This is a genomic window from Devosia sp. (assembly GCF_028290645.1).
Lineage (GTDB): Bacteria > Pseudomonadota > Alphaproteobacteria > Rhizobiales > Devosiaceae > Devosia_A.
In genome coordinates, this window is record NZ_JAQGJL010000381.1 from 1 (window position 1) to 13,705 (window position 13,705).

General features: G+C 66.1%; 8 protein-coding genes and 1 pseudogene. 6 read left to right on the forward strand and 3 right to left on the reverse strand.

The window, feature by feature from the left end:
- Window positions 1-199: pseudogene (locus tag JWQ89_RS20290) on the reverse strand (helix-turn-helix domain-containing protein); the annotation flags it as partial.
- Window positions 200-388: 189 nt separating this feature from the next.
- On the opposite strand from JWQ89_RS20290, the gene JWQ89_RS20295 reads away from it, so the two are divergent.
- The 6 genes from JWQ89_RS20295 to JWQ89_RS20320 all read left to right on the forward strand — a co-directional run bounded on the left by JWQ89_RS20295 (window position 389) and on the right by JWQ89_RS20320 (window position 10,524).
- Entirely contained in the window at window positions 389-1,834 is a 1,446-nt protein-coding gene (locus tag JWQ89_RS20295; protein WP_299644087.1) for an AAA family ATPase, read from the forward strand.
- A gap of 690 nt (window positions 1,835-2,524) precedes the next feature.
- Complete coding sequence (gene araD1 / locus JWQ89_RS20300) at window positions 2,525-3,517, forward strand: AraD1 family protein (RefSeq protein WP_299644088.1); 993 nt, start codon at window positions 2,525-2,527, stop codon at window positions 3,515-3,517.
- A gap of 383 nt (window positions 3,518-3,900) precedes the next feature.
- Window positions 3,901-6,000 carry a calcium-binding protein gene (locus JWQ89_RS20305; protein ID WP_299644090.1) on the forward strand — a complete coding sequence of 700 codons (2,100 nt, stop codon included), beginning with the start codon at window positions 3,901-3,903 and terminating at the stop codon, window positions 5,998-6,000.
- A 234-nt stretch (window positions 6,001-6,234) separates the two neighbouring features.
- Complete coding sequence (locus tag JWQ89_RS20310) at window positions 6,235-7,953, forward strand: type I secretion system permease/ATPase (protein ID WP_299644092.1); 1,719 nt, start codon at window positions 6,235-6,237, stop codon at window positions 7,951-7,953.
- A complete protein-coding gene (locus JWQ89_RS20315) occupies window positions 7,946-9,244 on the forward strand; it encodes an HlyD family type I secretion periplasmic adaptor subunit (RefSeq protein ID WP_299644093.1) in 1,299 nt (432 codons plus the stop codon). The genes JWQ89_RS20310 and JWQ89_RS20315 overlap by 8 nt, the downstream gene beginning before the upstream one ends.
- Before the next feature lie 248 nt (window positions 9,245-9,492).
- Entirely contained in the window at window positions 9,493-10,524 is a 1,032-nt protein-coding gene (locus JWQ89_RS20320) for an aldo/keto reductase (RefSeq protein WP_299644094.1), read from the forward strand.
- A 137-nt stretch (window positions 10,525-10,661) separates the two neighbouring features.
- Here the strand turns inward: JWQ89_RS20320 and JWQ89_RS20325 are convergent, their stop codons facing one another.
- Both JWQ89_RS20325 and JWQ89_RS20330 read right to left on the reverse strand, forming a co-directional pair.
- Window positions 10,662-11,840 (reverse strand): SAM-dependent methyltransferase, encoded by a 1,179-nt coding sequence (locus tag JWQ89_RS20325; RefSeq protein WP_299644096.1) that lies wholly within the window; start codon window positions 11,838-11,840, stop codon window positions 10,662-10,664.
- Window positions 11,841-11,872: 32 nt separating this feature from the next.
- Window positions 11,873-13,705 (reverse strand): PAS domain-containing sensor histidine kinase (locus JWQ89_RS20330; protein WP_299644098.1); only part of this gene is annotated, 1,833 nt, incomplete at its 5' end.

The following is a 13,705-nucleotide window of genomic DNA, read 5'->3' on the forward strand; positions in this document are numbered from 1 at the left end:
CGTCGCACTGGACCCGCTTTGCCGGGACGTTCTGGACGGTGCGCGAGTGGTAGGCAGCAGCCACCCGCCCCGCCTCAACTAGCAGCTTTGACACGGTGTTGATGCTCACGCCCGTGAGGCGCGAGACTGCGCGCATCGAAGTGCCTTCCACCAGAAGGCTCAGGATTTGCGCGCGGGTCTTTGTGTCGAGCTTGTTCATAGCCCGACAATATGAACTTTTATGCTTAGCGTCAAGCGTATTTGTCACATTGATCGCGCCTTTGCACCTCCAGAGCGACTCGTTCCTCTATTTAATTTTCATCTAGACAAATTAAACGGCGATGTCTATCGCTCTTGCCGAGCCTTGGCGCGAGTCGCGCTTGGCGTAAGCGAGTCTTTGGAGCGAGCCGTGGCATTGAGCAACGAGATGCGCCGACTGGAAACCAAATGGCAGTCCCGCAATGGGTGGCCTAAGTGGTTGGAATGGCTAGAGATGAAGCAGATACGCGGATGGGAGGGCCAGCGGATCAATTTTGACTTCCCCATTGTGGCGATCGTCGGAGAGAACGGCTCAGGCAAGAGCACAATCCTTCAAGCGGCTGCCTGCGTTTATCGACAGCCGGAAAACCACCAGACCTGGTTCCCCTCTGAGTTCTTCCCTGAAACCGCTTGGGACAACCTACCGGATGCCCGTATCGAGTTTGGCTACAAGCAGGGTGAAGACCATCCATTGGGATCGGTACGGAAGCCGACGACGCGATGGTTGGGTCAGCCAGATAGGCCGGAGCGCCGGGTTGAGTACATCGACCTAAGCCGACTCCAGCCGGTTGCCACACGCGTCGGCTACGCGAGAATTGCGAAGACCAAGCATCTGGAAAATCCAGCCCGAGCACTGCCGTTCACAAATCAGCAGGTGAAGCGGCTGTCCCAGATCATGGGTCGCGAGTACGACAACGCGCGCATGGCGTACACCAATATCGACGAAACGCGAGAACTGACCGTCCTATCGAAGGGCAACGTTCCATACTCGGGCTTCCACCAAGGGTCCGGCGAAACAACGATGGCCGAACTGTTGCGCACAGAGCTTCCGCAGTACGGGCTCATAATCATCGATGAAATCGAGTCGTCGCTTCATCCTCGGGCGCAAAGGCGTCTCATACGCGACCTCGCCGTCGCTGCCCGTGAACGAGAGTGCCAGATCATTCTCAGCACACACTCCCCATATGTTCTTGAGGAACTGCCGCTTTCCGCTCGCACCTACATTCTGGAGACCGGCGGGCGCAAGGAAATCGCGAATGGTGTGAGCCCTCAGTTCGCCATGACGCAGATGGACGATGAGCCCCACGCCGAGGCCGAACTTTTCGTAGAAGATCCAAAGGCCGCTGTGTGGCTAGCGGAGATACTCAGCCGCCATGCCCGGGAGTTGTTCGTGCGCTGCGCGATCATCCCGTATGGCGCCGCAAACCTTGGCATCGCCTTAGGGCAAATGGTTTCAGCGAAGCGATTCCCGCGCCCTACCGTGGTCTTCCTTGATGGCGATCAGGGGAGCGCACTTGGGTGCGTCGTGCTGCCAGGGGGGGATGCGCCGGAGCGGGTTGTTTTCAACACCCTCAAGCAGAAGAACTGGATGCATTTGTGGAGCAAGATAGGACGAGATATCGCGCTGACTAGCGATGCGTGCGACAGGGCAATGCTTTTGGCGGACCATCACGATTGGGTGCGTGCCGCAGCAAACTCTCTTATGTGCGGCGGTGACGTGCTCTGGCATGACATGTGCACCGAGTGGGCGAATGCTGTGCGCAAAGAGGAAGTACAGCCCATCATCGATGCGGTTGAAGAAGCGCTAGCTACTTAGCCCACCGCTTAGCTGCCGCCTTCCGAGCAATCTCCGCCCGCCGCTCTGGCGCCATAGACTCAGCCCGCGCCTTGCCGCCCTTGCGGCCCAGCTCTTGCGCAGCCTTGTCCTTGCCATCGTCAGCGGGCAGCTCTTCCGGCTCTTCACCAGTCGCAATGCGGGCGATGCGCACGGCTAGGCCGATGGCGTCGGCGGGGCGCTTCTGTCCTTTAGGTCCGGTGGGCATTCGGCTCTTGCTCCATAGGACTCCACGCGGCGCAATCGGCATATGGCTGTTGAGCCCTCAATCGTTCCCCGTTCCCAGATCGCTTCAACGGGTCGTTTGACCTACAGTTTCCGGGCTGCTGCACAATGATGCGGGGCTTGCCCTCAAGGTAGTCCTTGCTGGACCAGACCCAACTGGCAGAGCCACAATCCCTACACGTCTGCGGTGGGTATTTCGCCATCTCCGGCCCTCCCATGCTTTGCGCTAAGCATATGGGCATTCGGACCCCGGAACCATAGGCGTCAAGAGCGCCCAAATTCAAACTGAGACACTACCGTAAATTCGCTGTGCCTTACTCTCCGATGATGACCGATTCGCCCTTGCGTGCATTGGCACCCGGAACGGCGATCTACATCCAAAATCCAAATGCATTCGCCTCCTGCCCGCGCTATAGGGCGCAGGGACAACCGAGGGGAACGGGCTTCATGCATCTCATCCAGTACGAGGACGACAGGGGCGCGCGGGCCGTCGGCGTCACGGAAGGCGGCGTCACCAGCGCCGTGAACGGCGCGTCGAGCGTCTATGCATTGGCGAGCGAAGCCGCAGAGCGCGGCCTGTCGCTGCGCGCCGTCGTGCTCGAAAAGGGCCTCGGGGCCGGGCTCGATCGGGCAGCGCTGGCGAACGCCGGCCGGCTGCTGGCGCCGATCGACCATCCCGATCCGGCGCATCTCTATGTCACCGGCACCGGCCTCACCCACCTGGGCTCGGCCTCGACCCGCGACGCCATGCACAAGTCCGACCAGCAGGCCGCCGAGGCGCCGCTGACCGATTCGATGAAGATGTTCCGCATGGGCCTCGAAGGCGGCAAGCCCGCGCCGGGCGAGATCGGCGTCCAGCCCGAGTGGTTCTACAAGGGCAACGGCTATGCCGTCGCCGCCCCCGGCAAGCCCATCCCCTCGCCCGCCTTCGCCAAGGACGCCGGCGAGGAGCCGGAAATCGCCGGCATCTACTATATCGGCAGGGACGGGACGCCCTTCCGGCTCGGCTTCGCACTCGGCAACGAGTTCTCCGACCACGTCACCGAGCGGGTGAACTACCTGTTCCTCGCCCACTCGAAGCTGCGCTTCTGCTCGTTCGGACCGGAGCTGCGGGTCGGGGAATTGCCGCGGCACGTCTCGGGCATGTCGCGCATCATCCGCGACGGCAAGGTGCTGTGGGAAAAGCCGTTCCTCTCCGGCGAGGACAACATGAGCCACACCATCGCCAACCTCGAGCACCACCACTTCAAGTACGACCTGTTCCGCCAGCCCGGCGACATCCACGTCCACATGTTCGGCACCGCGACGCTGAGCTTCGCCGACGGCATCAAGACCGAGCCGGGCGACGTGTTCGAGATCGAGGAACCGCAGTTCGGCCTACCGCTGCGGAACGCGGTGGCGTGGGATGCGGAGCGGCCGGTGGTGATCCGCCAGCTCTAACGCCGGAGCGTGGGGCACCCCCCCTTGATCCCTCCCCACAGGGGGGAGGGAGACGACTGATGGTCCGGCAAACTCGATCGGCCTCCCTCCCCCGTGTGGGGAGGGACTGAGGGTAGGAGTGGCCCCACCCTCGATGGCTGCGCATCGAGTCACCTGCGATCCGGACCTGCCCTCCCCAACATTTTCGCATCGACCACGATCTCGCCCCCTCCCTGCCCAGATTGGCGGGCGAGGTTGCCGGCGTTCCCGCGCGGCGGTTCGCATTTGCGGTAAATCCGAGCGATCGCCCTCAGGCCTGCTTCAGTCCTCGCAGGAACACTGCCGCCGCGATGCAAAGGGAGGCATTCGCGTCAATTTCCACCGACTAGCGAAAGGCACTCCCAATGATCACCGTATCCGCCGCGACCTCAGCGGCCGAGCTGCAGGCCATTGTCGATTCGGCCCCGGCCGGCGAAACCATCCTTCTGGGCGCCGGCACGTTCGAGTTCGACCGGACCGTCGTCATCAACCGCGACGACATCACCGTGATGGGCACCGGCTCGGAGGCGACCGGCATCGACCTCGTCGGCAACGCCCGCGCCGGCGGCGCCTTCCAAATCGGCGGCGAAATCGACGCGCCGGTATTTTCGGGCGCCTTCACGCTGAGCGAGGGCGTGGGCGAAGGCGCGATGTACCTCCATCTCGACGACGCGTCGGCGCTTCAGACCGGCGACCACCTGTGGATCGAACTCCCCAACACCGATGCATACCTCGACCAGATCGGCGACACCCACTGGCGCGAGGACAAGCCGCTGCGCACCTCGATGGTCGAGGTCGCCTCGGTCAACGGCGACACCGTGCGGCTGACCAACGGGGTCGCCTTCGATTTCTCCACCGCCGCCTCGGTGCAGAAGATCGAGGTCGCCGAGAACGTGCGGCTCGGCGGCTTCACCGTCCGCTCCGGCCTCGCCGAGCAGGACCCCGGGAACTTTACCAATGTCGAAGCCTCGTTCGACCGCTCGAACGTCGTGCTGCTCTCTGCCACCAGCCACGTAAAACTGTTCGACATCGCCATCGAGAACGCCCCCTCGAACGGCTTCACCTTCTCGCAGTCGATCTTCCTCGATGCCTCCAACCTCTCGGTCGATGGGGCGGTGAACAAGGGCGATGGCGGCAACGGCTACGCCTTCCAGCTCAAGGCGCTCTACGACAGCCAGATGGTCGGGCTCGAGGCCTTCGACACCCGCCACGCCGTGCTGTTCGCCAGTTGGACCAGCGAGGCCAACAACACCATCCAGGTGCGCGAGACCAACCGCGACATCAATTTCCACGGCGGCGACGACCACCACAACGTGGTCGAGGTGCTGAGCTCGGTCAGGACGGCGCTCGAGGCGACCTACCTCTCCCCCACGCTGTTCGTCAATGACGAGGGCACGAGCTACGGCGCTCCCACCGACATGACCACCAACATCGTGACCTTCCGCAACGTCTTCGGCACCACCAAGGTCGAGGTGCTCACCGGCGACGACACCGGCGTCGAGTTCCACGCCAACTCCGGCGCCGACACCCTGATCGGCGGCGCCGGCAACGACCGGCTCTACGCCGAAAGGGGCGACGACCTCGTCGTCGCATCGGGCGGCAGCGACGTCATTGACGGCGGCCAGGGGCTCGACGTCCTCAGCTACAGCGGAAGCCAGGACGACTACCTGATCACCCGGGACCTCTCGGGCCGTTTCGTCCTTCACAAGGGAGGCGGCGCCTACGACGTAATCGGCGGCATCGAAGCCTTCCGCTTCGCCGACGGCACGGTGGCGGCTTCGACCCTCACGGATCTCCCGACCACCTATTTCGGCACCGACGACTCCGACCGGATCACCATCGGCTCATCGCGCGACGTGGTGCTCTCGGGCGCCGGCTTCGACCGCATCGTCTCGGCCCACAGCTACGCGCTGGGCGACCAGAACGAGGCGCTCGAGCTGACCGGCACCGGCGAGGTGAACGGCTTCGGCAACGAGCTCGCCAACACCTTCACCGGCAACGATACCGCCAACGAACTCTTCGGCTTTGCCGGCGACGATCGCTTCTTCGCCCGCGGCGGCAACGACTATCTGTCGGGCGGGACCGGCGACGACGAGCTCTACGGGCAGGGCGGAAACGACCGGCTGTTCGGCGGCGACGGCTTCGATCTGCTGAATGGCGGCTCGGGCGCCGACACCTTCGTGTTCTCGGCCGGCCGCGACACGATCGAGGATTTCTCGCTGCGCTATGGCGACCGGCTCGATATCGGGCTCACGGCGTTCTCGACACCGGCCGCATTCCTCGCCGCGTTCACCGAGGCGGCGGCGAGCAGTGGCGACACCTATGCCAGCCTCGGCCTCGACGTCGACGGCACCGGAGAACACGTCGAAATCCACGTCGCCGATGCCCATGGCGACATGCTGGCCATGAGTCTCAACGGCGCGACGCTCGAATCTCTGCTCGCCGCGTCCGACTGGATCGTCTGACCTGCCGCACAATTCGGCAGCGGGGTTTCCAGGACCCCCCTGCTGAAAAATGCGGCACCAGCTCCGCCACGCCTCAGCCCCGGAACGTCGCCGTTCCGGGGTTTTTTGCAGCCCTTGTCACAGGCGGCATGCCGCCCCCGCATGGCTGCCATCCGGGGCCGGCAGTTCATGCGGGGCTCCACTGCACAGAGACTCCGGCCCAGTCGTCTAACCGGGCAGCGACGGGGTATTGAAATGTCGAACGGCGCCCGGCGCGAAAGCGTCGTCCGCACCCTCGTCCGGCGCACCGGCTTCCCGCTGCTGGCGCTCGGCATCGTCAGCCTCGCGGCGAACCTTCTGGTGCTGACCGGCCCGTTGTTCATGCTGCAGGTCTATGACCGGGTGCTCGCCAGCCGCTCGGTGCCGACGCTGGTAGCGCTGTTCGCGCTGGTCGCCGGCGTCTACGCCTTCCTCGCCCTCCTCGATCTCGTCCGCTCGCGCATGGCCTCGCGCTTCGCCGGCGCACTCGAGGCTTCCATCGCGCCGGACGTGTTCCGCGCCTCGCTGCGGCTGGGCCTGACGCCCCTGAGCGCGGCGCGACCCGATGCGGTGCGCGACCTCGATACGATCCGCCAGTATGTCGCCGGCCCCGGCCCGCTGGCGCTGTTCGACCTCCCTTGGCTGCCGGTCTATCTGCTGATCGTCTTCATGTTCCACCCCGATCTCGGCTGGCTGGCGACCGGCGGGGCGCTGGTGGCAACGACACTGCTGGTGATCAACGAGCGGCTCGCCGGCCGCCCGACCGCTGAGGCGGCCGCCGCCCTGACCCAGCGCCAGTCGCTCGGCGACGACGCCCGCCTCAATGCCGAACCGATCTTCGCCATGGGCATGCTCGACGACATCACCAGCCGCTGGCAGGTCCGGTCAGAGGCGTTGGCGGCGGTGCAGAACCGCACCGCCGATGTCGGGGCGCTCTATTCATCGGTAACCAAGTCGTTCCGCTTCCTGCTACAATCGGCCGTACTGGCGCTGGGCGCCTGGCTCGTCATCCGCGGCGAGCTTTCGGCGGGCCTGATGATAGCCGCCTCGATCGTCACCTCGCGGGCACTGGCGCCGGTCGAGCAGGTGGTCGCCCAATGGCGTGGCCTCGCCGCCGCCCGGCAGGCGCTGCGCCGCATCGAAGCGCTGCTCGCGGCCCAACCCGCCGCAGCCCCACGGCTGAGCCTGCCCGATCCTGAGCTGAGCCTCGACGTACGGAACCTGGCCACCGGCCCCGACCTGCGGGGGCCGCCGCTCGTCACCGGCGTCAGCTTCTCGCTCGCTGCCGGCGAGGCGATGGGTGTGCTCGGCCTCTCGAGCTCGGGCAAGACCTCGCTGGCGCGCGGCCTCGTCGGCATCTGGCCACTGCTGCAGGGCGAAGTGCGGCTCGACGGCTCTGAACTCGCGCACTACGACCCGATGCTGGTCGGCCGCCGCATCGGCTACCTGCCGCAGAGCGTCGGGCTGTTCGACGGCACCGTCGCCGAGAACATCGCCCGCTTTCGCCCCGATGCCGACAGCCAGGGCGTGCTGGCAGCGGCGCGCCTCGCCGAGGTCCACCAGCTGATCACCGGCCTGCCGGACGGCTATGACACCCGCATCGGTGCACGTGGCGCAGCCTTGTCGGCCGGCCAGCGCCAGCGCATCGGGCTGGCCCGCGCGCTCTACGGCGACCCGTTCCTGCTGGTGCTCGACGAGCCCAACGCCAATCTCGACTTCGCCGGCGACACCGCCCTCACCGCCGCGCTCACTGCCGCCAAGACCCGCGGCGCGGTGATCATCGTCATCGCCCACCGCCCCAGCGCCATCGCCGTCTGCGACAAGCTGGTCTACCTGGTGAACGGCCGGCAGAGCGCCTTCGGCGCCAGGGACGAGGTGTTGCGGCAGATCACCGGCCCTGCCCCGCGCATCGACGGCGTGCGGGTCAATGGCTGACCCGCTCCGCAGCCTCGGGCGGCACGCCACCGCCGGCCTCGTCGCCATCGCGCTGTTCGCCGGCCTGCTCGGCGGCTGGGCCGGCACCACGGAGATCGCTGGGGCGGTGGTCGCGCAGGGCACCGTCGTGCCGCTCGAGGGCTCCAAGCGGGTGCAGCACCCGGAGGGCGGCGTGGTGACGGAGATCCGGGTGAAGGACGGCGACGCGGTGACCGCCGGTCAATTGCTGTTGCGGCTCGACGGCACCACCGTCTCGGCCAATCTCGCGGTGATCGTCTCGCAGCTCAGCGCCGCCTTCGCGCTCGAAGCGCGGCTGACGGCGGAAAGCCTCGGCAGCGACCACCTGACCCTGCCCGCCGGCCTCGACGACTGGCCCGACCGGGCGAATCTCGACCAGTTGCTCGCGGCGCAGGACCGCCTGCGCCAGAGCCGCGCCGACGCGCAGGCCGGGCTCGCCACCCAGCTCGACGAACAGATCGGACAGCTCGGCGAGCAGATCATCGGCCTCACGGCCCAGCAGGCAGCGGTGCAGCGGCAGGCCGATATCCTCGCGGCAGAGCTGAAGGATTCCGAAGCGCTGTTCAGGAACGGCCTCGTCGAAGCCAGCCGGCTCAATACCTCCAGGCGCGAGTTGGCGCGGCTCGAAGGCGAGGCCGGCAACCTCACCGCCGAGATCGCGTCCGCCCGCACCGCCATTGCCGGCAGCCGCGCCAAGATCGCCGAAACCACCGCCACCTTCCGTGCCGGCGTACTGGAGGACCTGCGCGATACGGGCCTGCAGATCGCCGAACTGCTGCAGCAGAAGATCGCCGCCGAGGACCGGCTGGCGAAGCTGGAGATTCGGGCGCCGCAGGCGGGGATCGTCCACGAGTCAATCGTCCGCACCGTTGGCGGCGTGGTCTCGGCCGGCGAGACGCTGATGCAGGTGGTGCCGCGCTCCGACCGGCTGGCGCTCGAGGCGCGCGTATCGCCGCTCGATGTCGACAAGCTGACGGTCGGCCAGGCCGCCTCGGTGCGGCTGGTCGGGCTCGACGCCCGCACCACCCCCGAACTGGCGGCCACCGTCCAATCCATCTCGCCCGACCTGTCGCGCGACCCGACGACAGGCGCCGCCTATTTCTCGATCCGCCTGAGCCTCAGCGCGACCGAACTGGCCCGCCTGCCGCACCACCAGCACCTCGTCCCCGGCATGCCCGCCGAAGCGTTCCTGCGTACGGCCGATCGGACGGTGCTGTCATACCTCCTGGGCCCGCTCGCCGCGCAGTTGAGCCACGCCTTTCGTGAGGACTGAGAGGTGGGCAAACAGCAGCAACAGCGCGATCCAATCCCTCCCCCTAAACATCGGGAGGGAGACCCTCGCGCTGAAATCGAGGCCAACGTCTCCCTCCCCATTCTTAGGGGGAGGGGACAGGGGTGGGGGTCCCCACGCACCGGCCTCGCCGCCTCAACAGCCCTTGCCTTGCGCCCTTTGACTGGTTTACCGCGCTACACTGACATGTCAGTGTCCGCCGCCGTTGGACCAAGGGAGTCGAGAGCAAGATGAGCGCCACCAGTTTCAACACCCGCCCCGTGGGTCGCACCGGCCTCGAATTGACCGAACTCGGCCTTGGCGGCGCGACGCTTGCCGGCATCTTCCAGGAAACCCCCGACGATCAGGCCCGCGCCACCGTGAGCGCGGCGCTCGACGCCGGCATCCGCTACTTCGACACCGCACCGCAATACGGCTATGGCCGCTCCGAGCACCTGATGGGCGACGGCCTGCGTTTCCGCACCGAGGGCATCAGGCTCTCCACCAAGGTCGGCCGCATCCTCCGGCCCATCCAGTCCGACGCCGAGCGCGACTACCCGCACGCTTGGGTCAAGCCGTTCCCGTTCGAGCAGGTCTACGACTACACCTATTGGGGGGTGATGCGCTCCTACGAGGCGAGCCTCGCCCGGCTCGGGCTGAGCAAGGTCGATATCCTCTATGTCCACGATATCGGCGTCGCCACGCACGGCGCCGAACAGAACGCCATCTACTGGAAGCAGCTCGCCGAGGAGGGCGGCTACAAGGCCCTCACCGAGCTCAAGGCCTCGGGCAAGGTTTCGGCCATCGGGCTTGGCGTCAACGAGTGGGAAGTGCTGATGGACGCCTTCGCGCTCGGCGACTGGGACGTGTTCCTGCTCGCCGGCCGCTACACCCTTCTGGAGCAGACCTCGCTCGAGCCGTTCCTCAGCACCTGCCTCGCGCGCGGCGCGTCCGTCGTCTGCGGCGGGCCGTTCAACGGCGGGGCGCTGATGGGCACAGGCACCTGGAACTACGCCAAGGCGCCCGAGCACATCATCAAGCGCGTCGCCGACCTCGAAGCGCTGTGCAAGGAATTCGGCGTCCCCCTGGGCGCCGCCGCCCTGCAGTTCCCCCTCGCCCACAAGGCCATCTGCAACGTCCTACCCGGCCCGCGCTCACCCGCAGAGCTGGGCGGCATCCTCGACTGGTGGAACGTGAAAGTCCCCGACGCCCTGTGGGACGCCCTGGCCGACCGGAAACTAGCAGCCCCCGGCACCCCGCTGCCGAACGGACGGGTGGCCTGAGGCGGACTTCTGGGGCGAGTACCGAGCAACCCCCAAAGATGTCATCCCAGCGAAAGCTGGGACCCGTCTATCGGCTGGCGCAACAGGGGAGTTGGGTCCCAGCTTTCGCTGGGATGACATCGGAGTTGGTCTGGGCCCTACAGCCCCACCACATCCTCGAGATAGTGCCGGCGGATGCCGAAGAAGGCCTTGGCGTCCGCGAGCTTCCTGAGCTGGGAGGCGTCCTTGCCGCGCTTGGTCTTCGTTCCGACAATCAGCACGTTCTTGGGCGTGTGGACATCCGAGATGAACTCGAACACCTTGGTCGAGTAGCCGAAATGCTCGAGGATCATCGCGCGCATGGCGTCGGTGACCATCTCGGCCTGCCGCTCGACGAAGATGCCGTGCTTCATCAGGAAATCGAGCTCGGTGCCTCGGTTCGAGGTCTCGATCTCGCGCCGGATCTGCTTGTGGCAGCACGGGGCCACGACGATCAGTTCCGAGCCCGCGGCGATGCCCTTGGCGATCGCGTCGTCGGTGGCGGTGTCGCAGGCATGGAGCGCGATGAGCACGTCCGCGCCGGTCGAGTCGAAGCTCTCGATCGTGCCCTGCGAAAAGCTCAGATTGCTGACGCCGGTAGCCTCAGCAGTCTCGTTGCAAAATTTCACGAGATCTTCCCGGAATTCCACTCCAACTACCTCGGTCGAAAGCATGCATTTCGAGGCCAGGTAGTCGGCCACGGCGAAAGTCAGGTACCCCTTCCCCGACCCCATATCGACCACCCGCCGCAACCGATCCTCGGGGATCGCCTTCAGCAGCGGACCGAGGATTTCGACGTATCGGTTGATCTGCCGGAACTTGTCCCCGGCCGCCTTCAGCACCGTTCCGTCCGCTCCCGTAACCCCGAGTTCGGTCAGCCACGCCTTGCCGGCAGCCGGGATCGGACGGGCCTTGGCCCGGTCGTGCTCCAGCGAGGCCGAAGCCTTGCTGGTCGGCTCGGTGTGCTTGAGGCGGGGCGATTTGCCCTGGCTGTCGAACTGCAGGTCGAACGCGGTGGTGAACAGGAAGGCCTGCCGAAAGTCCTTTTCCATCAGGCGCTTGAGCTGCCCGATGGCGCCCGCCGGCGGGTGGTTCTGCACCAGGTCGCGGGTTTGGTGGTGGAAGGTGAAGCTGAGCTTCAGTTCACCCCGGATCGTCGCCGGCTTGACGTCGACGCTCTTAAGCGTCTCGTCGGCGCCGAACGGCAGGCGCAGCGCCAGGCGCACGAAGCTGCCGTCGGCAACGGCACTGTCGAGGGTGGCGAGGAACTGATCGATCTTGGGGAGGCTCGTATCCATCACCGCCATATAGGCCCGCGGCGCCCGAAACGCTACTCCGCCTGATCGACCTTGCCGAGCACGTCCTTGACCTTGGTATTGATCTGGTCGAGCGAGTACGGCTTGGGCAGGAACTCGACGCTCTGGTTGTCGGCAATATCCTGCCGGACGTTCTCCTCGGCATAACCGGAAACGAAGATCACCTTGAGGTCGGGCATGCGCTCGCGGACCTTGGTGAGCAGGGTCGGCCCGTCCATTTCGGGCATCACGACGTCCGAGATCATCAGGTCGATCTTGTAGTCGAGCTCTTCCAGCACATCGAGCGCCTCGTCGCCGGAATCGGCCTCGAACACCTCGTAGCCGGTGGTGCGGAGCGCCCGGGCGGAGAAGGCGCGCACGCTGTCCTCGTCCTCGACGATGAGGATGCGCTCGTGGCCGGTGAGGTCCTTGACCTGCGCCGCGACCGGCTTCACCGGCGTCTCGCCTTCGGTCGGCACATAGCGCGGCAGGAAGATGCGGAACGTGGTGCCCTTGCCGACGACGGAGTCGGTGTAGATGAAGCCCGAACTCTGCTTGACGATGCCGTAGACGGTCGAGAGGCCGAGACCGGTGCCCTTGCCCAATTCCTTGGTCGAAAAGAACGGCTCGAAGATCTTCTCGAGGATTTCGAGCGGCATGCCCGTGCCGGTGTCCTCGACCTCGATCAGCACGTAGTCGGCCGGCGGCATGCCGGTATAGGTGAAGCCGGCGGCTTCACCCTCGGTGACATTGCGCGTGCGAACCGTGATCGCGCCGCCGTTCGGCATGGCGTCGCGGGCATTGACCACGAGGTTGACCACCACCTGCTCAAGCTGCACGAGGTCCGCCTTCACCGGCCAGACCGAGGCCGAGTGCTCCACATCGAGCGTGATCTGCTCGCCGATCAGCCGTTTCAGCAGCACCGTTAGGTCGTCGAGATGGCCCGGCACTTCCAGCACCTGCGGGCGAAGGGTCTGGCGGCGGGAGAAGGCGAGTAGCTGGCGGGTAAGGCCGGCGGCGCGGTTGGCGCTGTTCTTGATCGACATCAGGTCGGCGAAGGACGGATCGCCGGGCTTGTGCTTGAGGAGCAAGAGGTCGGTGAACCCGATGATGGCGGTGAGCACGTTGTTGAAATCGTGCGCCACGCCGCCGGCAAGCTGGCCGACCGCCTGCATCTTCTGGCCCTGCGCGAATTGCGCCTCGAGCTTGCGCTGCTCGCTCATGTCGAGGGCGTAGACGTTGATCCGCTCGGCCGCGCCCTCCGCTTCTTCGGAGCTGGAGACGTAGAGCCGGACGGCATGGTCGCTGCCGCGGGTGAGCGTTGCATCCACCGGCTCGATCTCGGAGCGGCTGGCCAGTGCCGCGCTGATCGCCTTGCTGAACGCCTCGCGGCTGCCTTCGGCGATGAGGTCCGACATCGGCTGCATGTCGATCGACTTGTCGCCGCCGGCCCAGTCGAAGATGCGGCTGAACGGGGCGTTGGTGCGGATGATCCGGCCCTGCCGGTCGAGCGTCGCGATGGCGAAGGGCGTATCGTTGAAGAACCGCGAGAAGCGGACTTCCGAGGCGCGGAGCGCCTCTTCCTTGTCGGCGCCCTGCCGGCGATCGAGCACCAGGGTGCGCGTCTCGCCCAGTTCGCCGTCGGCAAGGCGGGCGGCGCGGTGCATCAGGCGGACCGGGAAGCTGGTGCCGTTGCGGCGCACGAGGTCGATATCGATGATCTCGGTGCGGATCTCGCCGTCCGAGCGGCCGCGCATCAGCAGGCTCGCGCCGTCGCCGCGTACGATGTCGTCGAGCCGGATGGCGGTCGCCTCGAACTCGGCGAGGTCGTAGCCGAGCCAGTCGGCGAGGGTCGAGTTGAGGTACTG